The 16,071-nt window shown below is 39.1% G+C and carries 9 protein-coding genes and 1 pseudogene; 9 read left to right on the top strand and 1 reads right to left on the bottom strand.

The genetic code is table 11. From position 1 onward, the window contains the following. Positions 1-63: 63 nt before the first annotated feature. The 7 genes and pseudogenes from RGU12_RS21620 to RGU12_RS21595 all read left to right on the top strand — a co-directional run bounded on the left by RGU12_RS21620 (position 64) and on the right by RGU12_RS21595 (position 12,688). The gene (locus tag RGU12_RS21620; protein WP_309537908.1) at positions 64-2,934 is read left to right on the top strand and encodes a S41 family peptidase; all 2,871 of its coding nucleotides are present in this window, start codon (positions 64-66) and stop codon (positions 2,932-2,934) included. A gap of 53 nt (positions 2,935-2,987) precedes the next feature. Further along, positions 2,988-5,885, top strand: a complete 2,898-nt coding sequence (locus tag RGU12_RS21615; RefSeq protein ID WP_309537907.1) for a S41 family peptidase — start codon at positions 2,988-2,990, stop codon at positions 5,883-5,885. A 353-nt stretch (positions 5,886-6,238) separates the two neighbouring features. Then, complete coding sequence (locus RGU12_RS21610; protein ID WP_309537906.1) at positions 6,239-9,391, top strand: FIMAH domain-containing protein; 3,153 nt, start codon at positions 6,239-6,241, stop codon at positions 9,389-9,391. Between the two features lie 635 nt (positions 9,392-10,026). Continuing rightward, positions 10,027-11,715, top strand: coding sequence for a methyl-accepting chemotaxis protein (locus tag RGU12_RS21605; protein ID WP_309537905.1), 1,689 nt, complete (start codon positions 10,027-10,029; stop codon positions 11,713-11,715). Between the two features lie 32 nt (positions 11,716-11,747). Beyond that, positions 11,748-11,813 (top strand): annotated as a pseudogene (locus tag RGU12_RS23805) (hypothetical protein); the annotation flags it as partial. A 154-nt stretch (positions 11,814-11,967) separates the two neighbouring features. Beyond that, positions 11,968-12,336 carry a hypothetical protein gene (locus RGU12_RS21600; RefSeq protein ID WP_309537904.1) on the top strand — a complete coding sequence of 123 codons (369 nt, stop codon included), beginning with the start codon at positions 11,968-11,970 and terminating at the stop codon, positions 12,334-12,336. Positions 12,337-12,454: 118 nt separating this feature from the next. Further along, positions 12,455-12,688 (top strand): hypothetical protein, encoded by a 234-nt coding sequence (locus tag RGU12_RS21595; RefSeq protein ID WP_309537903.1) that lies wholly within the window; start codon positions 12,455-12,457, stop codon positions 12,686-12,688. A gap of 452 nt (positions 12,689-13,140) precedes the next feature. On the opposite strand, the gene RGU12_RS21590 is transcribed toward RGU12_RS21595, so the two are convergent. Next, positions 13,141-14,211 carry a hypothetical protein gene (locus tag RGU12_RS21590; protein WP_309537902.1) on the bottom strand — a complete coding sequence of 357 codons (1,071 nt, stop codon included), beginning with the start codon at positions 14,209-14,211 and terminating at the stop codon, positions 13,141-13,143. A gap of 313 nt (positions 14,212-14,524) precedes the next feature. Here RGU12_RS21590 and RGU12_RS21585 point away from each other — a divergent pair, with 313 nt between their 5' ends. Beyond that, positions 14,525-15,382: a MurR/RpiR family transcriptional regulator gene (locus RGU12_RS21585; protein WP_309537901.1), complete on the top strand. Its 858-nt coding sequence runs from the start codon at positions 14,525-14,527 to the stop codon at positions 15,380-15,382. Positions 15,383-15,410: 28 nt separating this feature from the next. Continuing rightward, positions 15,411-16,007 (top strand): DUF624 domain-containing protein, encoded by a 597-nt coding sequence (locus tag RGU12_RS21580; RefSeq protein WP_309537900.1) that lies wholly within the window; start codon positions 15,411-15,413, stop codon positions 16,005-16,007. Positions 16,008-16,071: the final 64 nt, after the last annotated feature.

Below are 16,071 nucleotides of genomic sequence, written 5' to 3'. Positions count from 1 at the left end.
ATTGGGGAGAAACGGAGCAGGACCAAGAGAACCGTCCCTCTGGTTCCGTGGGAGGTGAGATACATGAAAAATTGGTATTTGCGGATAGGGGTTTTGCTCGCCATTTTACTTGGGAGCACAATGATAGTTGGTTCGAATTTTGTAAAAACAGAGCTCCAGCCTGAGCGTTTACGATTTTATGATGGTGGTGAATTTGAGAAGGCGCCGTTTCCTCCTTCTGCCGAAAATCCACTTGGGACTGATGCGGATGGAATTGATATTTTTTCTGTCCTCATTCATGGGTTGGATGACACGGTCCGGATTATTTTACTAATCACGATAATGACTTTTTTGATGGCGATTCCGCTTGCATTTTTAGCGAGCAATCAACAAGGACTTGCGCACTGGATTATACAAGGGCTTAGTTATCTTTTTTCGAGCTTACCACCGATTCTAGCGGTTGTGTTGATTCTTTCTACCCCATATGTGGATTCATCTCCAATTCGTAAGGAACTCATGATTCTCACCATAGCCATCGTTGGGGTTGGTCGAGTGGGCTATCTGTTTCAGCAGCAAATCGTCCAGCTCTCACGAAAAGAGTATATGCATGCTGGGCTCATCTTGGGGAATAACCCTTTTCAAATGTACATACGACATTACCTGCCGAATTTATGGCCAAGCTTTATGTCGAATTTCTTCTTGGAGGCGGGTCGAGTCACCTTATTAGCAGGGCAGCTCGCATTATTCTCCTACTTTTTCAAGCAAAAGCTTGTGATAAAAGACGTAGGTGATTATGAATGGCAAAGTGCAGACTTTGATTGGCTGTCATTTTTGGCGAGTGGGCGAACGGAAATCATACATGCGTTTTGGATTCCATTGTTTCCGGCGCTTGCAATTGCCATCCTGATAATTACTTTTCAGCTTTTGGGGGAGGGGCTTCGTCTAAAATTTCACACCAAAAGTGCCAAGCAACAAAACGGATTTCTTTATCGTGCCCAATTAATTTTCGAGGGGCTGTGGTTTGACTATATAAGAGGACCCCTCATAAAAATAGCAAAAAATCCAATGGTGTTGAGCCTTGTCTGCCTATTTATTTTAATCAGTAATTCTTCTCAAACAATTCCAGTTTTCACCCCGGCAAGCGGGACAAACAGCTGGGTGGATAAAGAAAGACAGCTTGCAAATGTTACCGCGTTTGCCAACCTGTACGGGTATGTCCGCTTTTTTCATCCGAGTGATGAGGTGGAAGAGGTCGATTGGAACCAATTTGCTCTCTATGGAATGGAAAAAGTCAATGGATCCAAAAATGAACAAGAGTTAAAAGAGAACCTAGAGGAGATTTTTCAACCGATAGCCCCAACCTTAAAAATTTACCGTACTGATGAAGAGTATGACCGATATGTGCCAGATTATAAGAAACTACGAGATTCTGCGTACGAATTAGTTGTTTGGCAGTATGAGGGGGTCAAAATAAAAGAAAATCTGTCATTTTTGCCCCTCCTAACTGAAGAAGAAATGCAAGATAAATTACTTATATTAGGGCTGAATCAGTCTTATAAAAGTAAACGGGTGTACAATTCATTTTCTAATGGAAAATTTTCAATATGGGCTCTCCCACTTTTTAATCATTTTCCTAACGAAAAAGACGTGATTGAGGAACCGATTAATCAAGAATTAAAAATTCAATTGCCTTTAACCCTCGTGTCTTACCAAAAGTCAACAGACGTCGATGGTGAAAACCAGGAATTTTTAGCTTTGCAGAATCAACTTAAAAAAATCGATGTTTTTTCTGAAGATACGATGGACCCCATTGTCCAGCTCAGCAATGTGGTGATCGTATGGAATATCGTAAAATACTTTTATCCTCATTATGAGATTGTGGATGTAGACATGAATCAGCAGCTGAACAATGCGATAAAAGAATTGCTTCCACCCAATTATGTGAATTATGTCCAATTCAAACATGTGTTAGAAAGAATGCTAAGACCGCTTAATGATGGCCATATAAATATTACTGATAAGCAATATCATACGAGTAAATATTTACCATTCTGGGCGGACGTATTTGATGGAGAGGTTGTCGTAACTGCTGTGAGTGAGGATTCTCCTTTTAAAGTAGGCGACGTAATTGTGGAACGCTCTGGTGAATCAGCAATTGAGTGGATAAATGATGTAATTAAGCTCGAGTCAGGAACACAGCATTATCGAGAATTTGCGGCATTAAAACGATTTGTTCGCGATTTAGATGGACGAAAAGAGGAATCGTTCACGTTAAAAAGGGATGGACAACAGCTCAAAATCAAGGCAACCTATCATCTTTCGTCAATGGTTGATCGCTTTCACCGGTCTCCTGGGGAAGGATACAAATATCTAGGAAATGATATTTATTATGTGAATATCGATTATTTTACAGAAGTAGCATTGGAGGAGTTTCAACACGCAAAGGGGATCGTATTTGATTTCAGGGGTTACCCAGCTACTGATATAAGTGCGCTATTCCATAAATTATCGGAAGAAATTGTTTACACAATGCCGATTAATGTTCCGCAAATTATGTACCCGAACAAACATCCAGTCGGTTTCCAGGAAAATCAGGGAAGATACGATCCGAAGGGTGAGACTTTTACGAGAAAGATTGTGGCGCTAATAGATGGAAGCTGTATAAGTGCTTGCGAAACATATGCTGAAACATTCAAGGGTAACGGGCTTGCGACGATGATTGGAGGACCAACAGCTGGAACAAACGGAGCAATCAATCTTATTAAACTACCAGGAAACATGGGCGTCTGGTTTACAGCCATGCAAGCACTGAATGTCGATTGGTCACAACACCATATGATAGGGGTTCAGCCGGATATCATAGTAGAACGAACACGAGAGGGCGCATTGGAAGGCAGAGATGAACAGTTAGAGGCGGCAGTTGAGTATTTGAAGAGGGAGATAGATGAAGATTAGGTGTTTGGTAATGTGGAAAGAGGACAACGGACTTGTCCCAGGGGGTGACTCACATGAAAAATTGGTATTTGCGGATCGGGGTTTTGTTGAGTTTCTTGCTTGGGTGCACGATGTTAATTGGGCCAAGCGTTGCAAACACAGAGCTAGAACCGCAGCGTATAAGATTTTATTCAACTAGTGAATTTGAGAAGGCCCCGTTTCCACCTTCTACCGAAAGTCCACTTGGTACCGATGCAGATGGGATTGATATTTTTTCCGTCCTCATTCATGGGTTGGATGACACTCTCGGGGTTATTTTGCTGATCACGATGATGACTTTTTTGATGGCGATTCCGCTTGCATTTTTAGCGAGCAATCAACGAGGTCTTGCGCATTGGATTATACAAGGGCTGAGCTATCTCTTTTCGAGCTTACCACCGATTCTAGCGGTTGTTTTGATTCTTTCTACCCCATATGTGGATTCATCGCCAATTCGGAAAGAGCTGATGATTCTCACCGTAGCCATCGTCGGGGTCGGTCGAGTGGGTTATCTGTTTCAGCAGCAAATCGTCCAGCTCTCACGAAAAGAGTATATGCACGCTGGACTTATCTTGGGGAATAACCCTTTTCAAATGTACATACGACATTACCTGCCGAATTTATGGCCAAGCTTTATTTCGAATTTTTTCTTGGAGGCAGGTCGAGTCACCTTATTAGCAGGGCAGCTCGCGTTATTCTTCTACTTTTTCAAGCAAAAACTTGTTATAAAAGACGTAGGTGATTATGAATGGCAAAGTGCAGACTTTGATTGGCTGTCATTTTTAGCGAGCGGGCGAACGGAAATCATACATGCGTTTTGGATTCCGTTGTTTCCGGCACTAGCGATAGCGATTCTTATGATTACTTTCCAGCTCTTAGGGGAGGGATTGCGTCTAAAATTTCACTCAAAAAGTGCGAAGCAACAAAACCGAATCTTCCATCATGCCCAATTATTCTTTGAGGGAATGTGGTTTGACCATGTAAGAGCTCCACTTATCAAACTGGTCAAAAATCCAATGGTACTCAGCCTTGTTTGCCTATCTATTTTAATCAGTAATTCATCTCAACCAATTCCAGCCTTCACCCCGGCAAGCGGGACAAACAGTTGGGTGGATAAAGAAAGACAGCTTGCAAATGTCACGGCGTTTGCCCAACTGTACGGATATGTCCGCTTTTTTCATCCAAGTGACGAGGTGGAAGAGGTCGATTGGAACCAATTTGCCCTTTATGGAATGGAAAAAATCATTGGATCGAAAAACGAACAAGAGTTAAAAGAGAATCTGGAGATGGTTTTTCACCCGGTTGCGCCTACTTTGAAAATCTACCAAGCTGATGAAGAATATGAGCGGTTTTTACCAGATTACAAGAAACTACGAGACCCAGAATACGAATTAGTTGCTTGGCAGTACAAGGGACTTAATATAAAAGAAAATCTATCATTTTTGCCTTTCCTGACAGAGGAGGAAGCACAAGATAAATTATTTATAGATATACTGAATTTGGAATATAAAAGTAAACGGGTTTACTATTCCTTTTCGAATGGAAAATTTTCATTGAGGACACGCCAACTTTTTTCCGATTTTCCTAAGGAAACGGACGTGATTGAGGAACCGATTAATGAAGAACTTAAAATTCAGTTGCCGCTTTTCCTACTTGCACAACAAGGGACCACCACTCGGGATGGTGAGAACGAAGAATTTATCAAACTACAGAACCAGCTTAAAAGAATCGATGTCTTTTCTGCTGATACAATGGACCCCATTGTCCAGCTTAGCAACACAGTCATTGTATGGAATATCGTGAAATATTTTTATCCGTATTATGATATCGTCGAAGTGGACATGAATCAGCAGCTGACTGATTCGTTAAAGGAATTGGTGCATCCAGCCAATTATGTAAGTCATGTCGAATTCAAAAGAGTGTTAGAAAAAATGCTCAGACCGCTTAATGACGGCCACATTAATGTAACTGACAAGCAATATCATAAGGGTAAATATTTGCCTTTCTGGGCAGATGTATTTGATGGGGAGGTTGTCATAACCGCTGTAAGTGAGGATTCTCCTTTTAAAGTAGGGGACGTGATTGTTAAACGCTCTGGGGAGCCAGCTCTAAAGTGGATAAATGAAACCATCAATCGGGGGTCAGGGACACTCCATTTTCGGGAACATATTGCATTAAGTTGGTTTGTTTTCGACCGAGATGGGCGAGGAGAGGAATTGTTTACCGTTATCCGAGATGGACAACAGCTTGAAATCAAAGCAATCTATCACCTCTCGACATCAGTTGATCGCTTTAACCGGTCTTCCACAGAAGGATTCAAATACCTTGGGAACGATATCTATTATTTGAATTTCGATTATATAACAGAGGAACAGTTGGAAATCGCATTGAAGGAGCTTCAGCACGCAAGGGGGATTATTTTTGATCTAAGGAGTTACCCTGCGATCGATATGTCGCCACTACTTTATAAGTTATCGGACGAGACTTACTACACAATGCCGATGAACGTCCCTTATATAATGTACCCGAACGCACTTCCTGTGGAATTCGATAGAAATATAGGAATCATCTCTCCCAAACCTGAGACTTTTAAGAGTAAATATGTGGCCCTAATCGATGGAAGCTGTATAAGCTCTTGTGAAACATATGCCGAAACATTCAAGGGTAACGGGCTTGCCACGATGATTGGAGGACCAACGGCTGGAACAAACGGAGCAATCAATCTTATAAAACTACCAGGCAACATGGGCGTCTGGTTCACAGCCATGCAAGCACTAAGTGTAGACGGGTCACAACACCATATGGTAGGGGTTCAGCCGGATATCATAGTAGAACGTACACGAGAGGGCGCATTGGAAGGCAGAGATGAACAGTTAGAGGCGGCGCTTGAATATTTGATGGAGGAAATTGGGTCACAGGGACAAGTTCCGTAACCCTCCTCGAAGACTAGCAAACCATTAGGGGTGCTAGTCTTCTTTGTTTACATCCTGATAATCGTACTATCCGTTGACCAAATAATTCGCTCAAGCGTAATTGCGCAATTCTTCAATTTAAGACCTCCGAAAGAGGGACCAGTGGAACCGTACCCGTGGTCCCTTAAAGACATGATAAAGACAACTTCTCGACTTATTATAGACTTGTTAGCGGAAATAGGTGAACTATATAATTGGTTCAAGATTTGTGATTTTCATCATTGTTAAGCCGCCGACTACATTTTTTAGGGGAGGTATGAAAGTTATCAACCAAAATGAATGCGCTATCATTATTTGACGAAGGGAGATTTAATATGGGGAAAAAAAGGGTTCGAAAACTACTCTCAAGTTTTTTAATTGTCATGTTGTTCACTAGTTTCTTTCAATTCAGTGCAAGTGCAGAAACGAATAAAGGTGAGACTGTGGTTGCAAAATTGAATGGTCGCGGTTTTAAAGAAGTGCAGAATCTGGGTACTCCTGCTACTGGCGCTGTTGTGACTGATGCAGTATTTGGAAAAGAGAATGGGAAAGATGTTGTTTACACAACGGCAAATGGAGGGTTATTTAATGTCATTGATGTAAAAAACAATACGGTTCTCTTTAATGCTCAATTAGGAAAAGTAAACCAGGTTTGGACACATATTATTGCTCCAGATGGAACGGTGTATATTGCTGGATTAGCTGATAAAAATGCTGGAGAACTATGGAGCTATTCACCTGAAACAAAGTCCGTTAAGAATCTAGGAATTCCTGATGCTAGCCATCAATTTTGGAGCAGCACAACAGACGATGATGGAAATGTTTATATCGGAACATACAAAGAAAAAGAAGGTAAAATTTTTAAATATGATGTTTCCAAACAAGCATTTGTAGATCTTGGAAAAGTAGATGTAGAAGGTGATGCGAGTTATGTCCGATCGTTGACCTACCATAACGGTTACCTTTATGCAGGCTTGGGCGTTACAGGGAATGTATACCGAATCAATACCGAGACCCTTGAAAAGGAGAAAATCACTAAAAATGCACCTGACATTCTAGGGACAACAGTGGAAGCAATGGGATTCGCCTATGATATGGAGGTTGCTGGAAAGTACCTCGTTATCAGATTTAGCGAACTAAGTGCTATTTTGTTTTATGATTTAGAATCACAAGAATGGGTCGAGGATACTGTAATCGGAAAAATCGGCGATGGTTCTGAAGATGACTACGGTGCTTTTGGCTATTCCCAATTGGCCGTAAATGATAACAAAACGTATGTGATTAACAATCGCCATATTTTGGAGATCGATGTAAATACACTAGAAACGAGGGAAACGGGTATCCGTTATCCTGCAGGGTGGAGGGGACTTGCATTTGTTGATTTTGGGGAGGCTTCATCAGATTTACGTCTTGTTACGGTAAAAAGATCTGGAGAGATTATGACCGTAGATTTGGATGAGAAGAAAATCATTGATTTACCTTTAGCGATGAATGGTAATTTGCCATTAGACTTACATAGTCTTGGACTTGGTCCTGATGGGAACCTGTACATGACTACGTACCCTGGAGGTCCAAAAGGGGCAAGATATAACACGAAAACAGGTGAAATTACCACGTATTCTCAAGGGCAAGCGGAAGGAATGGTTGCTGGGAATGGCTCTGACATGTATTTCGGAATCTACTCCGGGGCATCTATTCAAAAGATGAATACAGATACACTAGAAGTTAAAACACTTTTCAATTTATATGATGAGTATGAACAAGACCGTCCATATATTATGAAATTCGAGAACGATAAGCTATTAATTGGTACGATTCCTTACTATCAAAAATTAGGTGGAACCCTGACAATCTATGACCCTACTACAGGAGAAAGAGAGACACACAGAAATATCGTTCAAGATCAAAGTATCGTAGGACTTGCTTATAAAGATGGTAAAATTTATGGCTCGACCACCGTCCGTGGAGGGTTAGATATTGAACCAACTGCGAAAAAGGCAAAAATGTTCGTTTGGGACGTCAAAGGTAAAAAGAAAATCACGGAATTTGAATTAGACCTTCCAGAATTGGATACACCACCAATGATAAGCGGGTTAACCTTTGATGGAGAGGGGTTGTTATGGGGAGCAGTTGACGGCATATTATTTGCCATGGACCCTGACACTTATGAAATTGTAAAATCGAAGAATCTATATCCGAATATCAAAAATAGAGGGATGTGGAGACCTGTTCATATCTTGTTTGGCGAAGATGGTCTATTGTACACGGATATTGGTGGAAAACTAGCGGTTGTGGATCCAAAATCGGAGGAACTCAAGCATGTTAGCTTAATTGACAACGGACCAGAAGTTACATTTATGGAACTAGCCTATGATGCCGAAGGAAATCAAAACATCTATTTTATCGACGGTGACAAGCATTATTTAAAAATGATTCCTGTCATTGATGGTGGAAAGCTACCTGTTGATCCTGTATACGAGACAGTTCCAGTCTCATTTCAAAATCCGGGATTTGAAGAAACTGTAGGGGAAGATAATCGTATTCCAGGTTGGTCATCTTTATTTAGCCTTTCAGGTAATGTTTCTTACGGGGTAACTAATGAAAGAGCCAAAACAGGAAATTATTCCTTGAAGATTAAGGATACGGCTCAAAATGAAACGGTGTTTGTCCAATCAGACCCAATTCCGGTTTCTGCTGGAGTTGAGTATACAGCCACAGTTGAAATGTATTTAGAAGATGGAAGTGCTAGTTTCTTCGTCCGCTATTTTGATAACGCTGGTAAACAAGTTGGGAAGGATGTGGATGGTGTCAACATCATTCATGTTAGGGGCGGACATAAACAATGGCAAACGGTACGTGCAACGGTTGAAGCACCTGAAAATGCCGCATATGCAAAGTTATTTGCAGGGGCATCTAATTTCTTTACAACATCAGGTGCCTATTACGACGATTTCAAACTTACGTATGAAAGAGAAGTTGTCTTAGATAAAGTTGTTCTCTCTGCAGACAGTGCGAAGGTACTCCAAGGCGAAAAAATGGGAACAGAGCTTTCTATCCTTCTTACGAATGGAGAGCAAGTTGATTTAGGTGAAATTGATGCTGTAGAGTGGGTAAGTAGCTCACCTCAGGTTGCTACGGTAGACGCCGGAAAAATAATGGCGAACAATGCAGGAACTACCGATATTCAGGCGATTGTTACTTACCAAGGAGAAGAATTTACATCAAATAAGCTGACTGTGACAGTGACAGTCACGCCAGCTACATTAACTAAACAAATTAGAGATCTTTTCGAATCAAACCAAATTGACCATTCACTAACCAAACAACTAACAAACCGATTAGATCAAGCACAACATCACTATGACAAAGGCGATGTACAACAAGCAAAAAAACATTTGCAAGACTTCATAAAACACCTAAATAACAGCAATGCTAGTAACGAAATAAAAGCTATGCTCACCAATAACGTAAACGCAATATGGGAATAAAAGAAGGATATGCAAAATACCTCCATTTTAAATGGGGGTATTCTTGTATTTTCATATAGTAAAAGTATATTTTAAAAATATCTGTACTAATCACGAATTATTAATTCAAACAAACGTTTGTGTAGCGTATTGATTTAGGATTGACGAGGGATTTAAATTTCAAACAAATGCTTGATTAACGGGACTTTGGTACCTCGAAAAAGGCCTGTTACAGTGAACATTTTTATAAGAAAATTATTCTAATGTACTTACACATATCAGCCTCAATATCATCGTCAAAACGCCGTGATTTTGCCAATTCCACTCATCATATTCAAGTCTGAATCGAACGAAAAGGAATACTCAATATTCAACAGGAATCAACTCGTTTTATGTGGTATATTGTTAAATAAAATTCTAACCTAAAAAATCGCTAAAGCGCAATTATTCCTGCCTTGGGCGCAATTCTCCAAAATACAGCGCAATTAAACTACGCTAAAGCTCAATTCTCCAAAATATAGCGCAAATAGTACCAAAAAAGACGCAATTCCTAAACTGGGACCAAAAGAACCATCCCTCTGGTCCCGTTTATGGTAAAATAGTTCTAGTCTAAAAATGCAGAATTTTGTAGATACATCAGGGAGAAGAGGGTCATTATGAAGATTAAAACAAAACTTAGTTTGCTCGTATCTTTATTGTTGATAGCTTTGGTTGTTACTGGAGGGTTATCCATCTATCAACAAAATGAAACGGAGAAGGTAAATAAAAATATGGAAGTTCATCAAGACTTACAATTTACACTGAAGTCGATCGAATACCGTTTTACAGGGATTTCAAATGATGAACGAGCGTTTCTCCTTACTGGGGATGAAGAACTAGTAGCTGGAATTGCGAAAAAAGAAAAAGATATTGAGCAATATTTTTCAGAAATGAAAAAAGTAAAACTGGATAAAGAAGATGTGAAAGCACTTGAAGAAATCGATAATAACCTAAAAACCTATTTTGAAACAAATAAAAAAGTGGTAGATACATACAGAAGCGGGGAGCAGGAAAAGGCCCTTGAGATTCATATGGAGGAACAAAGATCCATCAGAAAAGAGGTGGTGGATCCAAGTATTGAATCTCTTATAAATGAAGTAACCGAAACAATTAACAGTGATACAAAAACGTTAGAAAAAGCCCAAGAAATAAGTTCAATGGTTTTATATGCAGTTGTGATTTTGTCACTTGTTGGTGGGGTTTTCACTTCATCTCTCATCATAAAATCAATTAATAAGCCAATTATGATCATGAATAGGCGCTTGAAGGAAATTGCAGAAGGCGAGGCTGACCTTACCCAAGCCATATCTATAAAAACAAAAGATGAACTAGGTGAAATGGCGTCATCCTTTAATCTGATGGTAAGTAAATTACGAGATTTGGTCAGACAGGTAGCGATTAACGCAGAGCAGGTTGCTGCAGCTTCAGAACAATTATCAGCAAGCTCTGAAGAAACGACAAAAGCAACCGAACTCATTGCTTCAACTGTTCAAGAGGTAGCCGCCGGAACAGATAAACAGGTGCTAAGCATGGACGAAACCAACCAAACAATTATAGATTTAACTTCATTAGTACGCCAAATTGCTACAAGCTCAGCAATTGTTTCAAATACTTCAGTTGAAGCTTCCGATAAAGCCATAGATGGCAATCGTTCCGTTTCAGGGATTATCACCCGTATGAACGAAATCAGTCAAACGGTAAACCAACTCTCTGAAAAAGTGAAAACATTAGGAGAAAGCTCCAATCAAATTAACCAAATTATTGGCGTGATTACAGGGATTGCCGAACAGACAAATCTATTAGCATTAAATGCGGCCATTGAAGCAGCGAGAGCAGGAGAACATGGGAAAGGATTCTCAGTCGTTGCGGATGAAGTTAGAAAACTAGCAGAACAATCATCAGCTTCTGCTCAACAAATATCGTCTCTCATTGCTGGAATCAAAGAAGATACAGAGGAAACTGTTCAATCCATGGATGACACAACAACAAAAGTGTCTGATGGAATCAAATTTATCCAGGACGTGGGAAGCTCATTCAACCAGATCGGCCAAGCCATTCAAGAGGTTACTTCCCAAATCCAAGAAATTACATCTGCTGTACATGAATTATCAGCTGGCTCCGAACAAATGGTTAAGAGTATGGAACTGGTAGGTGACATCACACAGGTAACCTCTGAAGGGACTCAAAGCATGTCAGCATCAACAGAAGAACAACTCGCTGCCATGGAAGAGATCACCGCGTCATCGAATTCATTAACTAGAATGGCAGAAGAATTACAAGAGTTGGTTAAGAAGTTTAAGATTTAACTTTGGTCTGTCCCATTTGAAAACTCGCCGATACTGCTGGCCAAGCAATACGCATTGAAGCGGTCGAGATAAAGCTTGAGAATAGACTTTTCTTATAACGGTTAAACTATACTTACTCCAATGATTTCCTTATTAGTAGCCCTGTCTCTTCGGAGATGGGGTTATTTTATTTGAGGCCATTCTTAATATTTCTCGATTTTAACCGATAACACAATTAGACAATATTCGACATGACTTCAAAGGAGCTTAACAATGGATATAGAACAGGTCTGTAAGGAAATAAACAACAGCGTAGATGAACTGGATTTAGTAACTGCAAGAAAATACATTGAAGAAAATATTGATTTGTTACAATCTAAAGGGCATTACCTAAATAAAAATGCTCGGGAACTATTGAAAGTCATAACCGACATGCATAATTCTGATTACAAGCCGTTACAAAGAAACGAATTAGCTATAATAAATACGATTAATGCCTATGCTACAAAGTTCGATTTAAGAGGATTAAAATTGCTTGTAAAGGAAAACTCCCAGCTATTGCTGCGCGAGGATCTAATTCCTTACTTTAATAAGGATGCTATAATTGTACTAGAAGGTATGGGAGCAATTTCAAAACATTAACTAAAATGCTTGTAGATAGTTGTTTGTTACCAATCAATGATACTTATCATTCGCTAAGAACGTAAAGTTTGTAAGAACAATGATAAAAATTTAGCACTTTTGGGAAAGGAGGAATCTTGTGACATATTTATTATTTGTTATATTTCTTGGAATTTTGATTTTACAGTTTGTTTGGGTAAAAAAAGCAAGAACATCTAAAACCTTAATTTTGCCTATTTTATTCAGTTTGGTCTACCTTTCTATTATTATCTTTAAACTTGATTTTGGCACTTTTTTAATACCTTTTACTGTTTTATGTATTGTTCTTTGGTTACTATTTATTTGGAAACTGTATATAAATAAAAGAGGGTAATCGGTAAATAGATTGGTTATATGATGTAGAAATCATTTAAATAATATACTAAAAGGAATTTCCTTTGGATGTTCTATTTTTATGGTATATTTATCAACAATCTTCTTTAACATAGCCTTTTTAAAAAAGAAAGTTTCCCTGTACCAGTTGAATGTTAGAAGACTAGCCATCTCGTTATGATTGCTAGTCTTCTTTGTGTTTGACGCACGAAAGAAGACCGGCCTAAATCGCTAAAGCGCAATTATACGAAATAAAACGCAATTCCTTCTCGTTAAGGCACAATTCTGTAAATTAAAACGCAATTCGTCTCCGCTAAAGCTCAATTCCCCAAAATAAAGCGCAAATCTCATCACGAAGGGCGGAGTAAACCAACCATTGTGCCTTTTTAGTCCAAGGGAAAAACGTAATGTAAAAGGCTGCCAATCACCATGGCAGCCTTCCTACGTTTTCACTTATCTTTCTGGAACAAAGTAGATAACCGAAGGACCAGATGCGCCGCCTGGGAGACTTGTGACAAAATCATATTGATTCCCGTTGGCTCCAATTGTTTCAGATGCAAATTTCCATGCATTGACATAGCTTAAAAATCCAGTTGTATTAAGTTTACCGTTCCATACCATTGCGAAATGACCGAATCCACCTGCTGGGTTATCGTAGATGGAGAGTTCCAGTGGACGATGTAAACTATTTTCCACGTTCACGTCTAAATTATATAAAACACCATAGTTCCCATTGTTGATCACAGGTTTGTTTCCATCGACTACATTAATTCCTTCTTCGTATTCTCCTGGTAATTTATCGCTCCATTGACCATAGGCAGCGGATGAAAGTCGAATATAGGCATTTCCCAATTCGGTATCATACGTAAGTGTACCCTCACGATCAAAATGTGGAAAACTTCCGCGAACATGTGAATCAGGAGGTAAGATTTCTACAGAGAGCGGGTCAGCTGGACGTTCTGCATAGTTAAGTGTAGTTGCAGTAACAGTAGCTGGCTCATGACCATGTTTCGTGTAGACATCATATTGTGCAATTCCACTTACCGTTTCTCCATCGTTTGCATTGGTTTCCAAGTAATAGCTTTCACCTGGCAGTAAAGTCTGAATGTATTTTTTTTCAGCTTTTTCTTCAAGGAATTGTACTAACGCTTCTTTTCCAGCTACGTCAGGATAAATACTTACTGAAGCTCCAACCCCTTTAGAGAATAACATCACAGGTTCATTTGAAGTGTTCGTTAGGGCTAGGCTGACGTTTCGATTCTCCCCACTCACATTCTGATGATGCCAGAATACACGGAATTCGCCTGTAGCAGTGTCGCGATAAAATGCACCACTATCGGAGTATGTTTCTGGAGAATCACTAAGGATTAGTTTTCCTCCTGTTTGTTTTAACTCTGGTTTTTCTAAGTGAACCGCGGGCTTAAGCGTTTCAATAGGTACATAATTTTCATTGGCAGATGTCTGGTTTGGCAGAAGAAATGCCAATAAAACAGTACCTAAAACGAAAGCAGACTTCATTTTCATTCTTTTTCCTCCTCTCAATTTTATTGAAATCCCAATAATGGCTGTTTAATCATCTTAGGAGGTTGAGATGGGAATTCAATGTTTATGTCAATTCGATGATGGATGAATATATCCTTCTTTTTTTATAAAAATAAGGAAAAAGTCCCCCTTTTTTAAAAATTATGCACCTGTGAAAATATGGTGGAACGAGGGACGTGTCCCCTTGACCCAACGCAGCAAATTTTGTATTCTGGAGTTGGAGGATATATTCTCTTTTAAATAAACTGGAGGAATATTTCTTCATAACCTTTCTAAATCAAAAAGGAGAATTTTTATGCCAAAAACAGAGAAAGTAAATCCGTTATTAATTATCAACTCTGTCTATAACTCACTTACGAAAACAGAACAAAAGGTAGCAGATTATATAATGGTCAATCATGCGGAAGCCGTGTATTCCTCTGTTACAGATTTAGCAGAAGTGGTTGGAGTTGGCGAAACAACGGTTTTACGTTTTTGCCGAAAATTAGGCTATCGAGGGTTTCAGGAATTTAAATTAGCAGTCGCACAAAATCTCATGGAAGCAGATGAACAGGTTTACGGAAAAATAGATGAGGATGATCCGGTTGATGTAATCGCAAAAAAGATTGCTAACCAAAATGTAAGTGCTTTAAATGATACGGTGGCACTTCTTCAAGATAAAACATTACAGCTAGCGGTAGAAAAGATTAATAGTGCCAAAAAAATCTTTTTCTTCGGCGTGGGTTCATCAGGCTTCACGGCTTTAGATGGCAAGCATCGATTAATGAGACTAGGCTATAATACGGAGCATGTCTCTGATTCGCATATCATGTCAATGACTGCGTCGCTATTAGGAGAAGAGGATTTAATTATTGCGATCTCTTCATCGGGGAGCACAAAGGACGTTGTCGATGCGATTGAAATTGCGAAGGAAAACAAAGCATATATCATTTGTATCACAAACCAAGCAAGGTCACCCATTACTAAATATGCGGATTTAATTCTTCTAGCTGCAAACAAAGAATCTCCATTTGAAGGTGGCATTTTTTCTTCCAAGATTGCTCAGCTTTTACTATTAGATGTTCTAGCAACGACTGCTGCCCTAAATAATAAAGAACAAGCATCTAGAGCCATAAAAAATACTGCAGAATCCGTTCTGGACAAATTGTACTAACACAACTAGTAGAAAAAAGGTGGTAATCATGGTTTCTTCAAATAATAAACTATTTGAAGTTCTAGAATATATCGTAGATTTAGTTCTATTAAACTTTTTATTTATTATTTGTTCACTTCCCTTAGTAACTGCATATCCTGCCTTTGTTGCTCTGGTAGGGGCTATCAAATATACATCAGAAGAGGATCCAACGCCTGCATGGAAATTATTTTTTAAGCTGTTTTACAATTATTTAAAAAACGGGTTGAAGCTTTGGGTGGCTCTTCTTTTGGTATCAGTTGTCATAATGGGGGACATCATTGCTGCTTTTTATATGCCAAATGCCCTCCAAAATTTTCTTCTTCCTTTTAATATGATTGTGATTCTTGTATTTTTCGGGGTATTTAGCTATCTTACAAAACTATTTATTTTGGGAGAACGTCATTTTAAAACAGTAGTGGTCCGGAGTTTCCTACTCTTTTTTAGGAAACCACTAAAACCTGTCCTCATCACGATTATCAATGGCATTATCGTTATTTTATCTATCTATTTAAGGTTTGTACCGTTTATTATTAGTTTCAGTCTTCTAGCATTCACCTATTATTTTCTGATGTTTGCACGTAATCATGAAATGGAGAATAGTTAGATTAGAATAAAAAATGGAGATTTTTTTATTTTTTTATAAAAAAGGTGGATTAAATCTCCAAAAG

Origin of the sequence: Ferdinandcohnia sp. QZ13 (assembly GCF_031324165.1) — a bacterium.
Classification (GTDB): Bacteria; Bacillota; Bacilli; order Bacillales; family Bacillaceae_L; genus Ferdinandcohnia.
This window is presented reverse-complemented; position numbering and strand designations above follow the sequence as displayed.

Excerpts from the sequence above, each read along its gene's own strand:
- RGU12_RS21620 (WP_309537908.1), top strand. The coding sequence starts at position 64 with ATGAAAAATTGGTATTTGCGGATAGGGGTTTTGCTCGCCATTTTACTT.
- RGU12_RS21615 (WP_309537907.1), top strand. The coding sequence starts at position 2,988 with ATGAAAAATTGGTATTTGCGGATCGGGGTTTTGTTGAGTTTCTTGCTT.
- RGU12_RS21610 (WP_309537906.1), top strand. The coding sequence starts at position 6,239 with ATGGGGAAAAAAAGGGTTCGAAAACTACTCTCAAGTTTTTTAATTGTC.
- RGU12_RS21605 (WP_309537905.1), top strand. The coding sequence starts at position 10,027 with ATGAAGATTAAAACAAAACTTAGTTTGCTCGTATCTTTATTGTTGATA.
- RGU12_RS21600 (WP_309537904.1), top strand. The coding sequence starts at position 11,968 with ATGGATATAGAACAGGTCTGTAAGGAAATAAACAACAGCGTAGATGAA.
- RGU12_RS21590 (WP_309537902.1), bottom strand. The coding sequence starts at position 14,211 with ATGAAAATGAAGTCTGCTTTCGTTTTAGGTACTGTTTTATTGGCATTT.
- RGU12_RS21585 (WP_309537901.1), top strand. The coding sequence starts at position 14,525 with ATGCCAAAAACAGAGAAAGTAAATCCGTTATTAATTATCAACTCTGTC.
- RGU12_RS21580 (WP_309537900.1), top strand. The coding sequence starts at position 15,411 with ATGGTTTCTTCAAATAATAAACTATTTGAAGTTCTAGAATATATCGTA.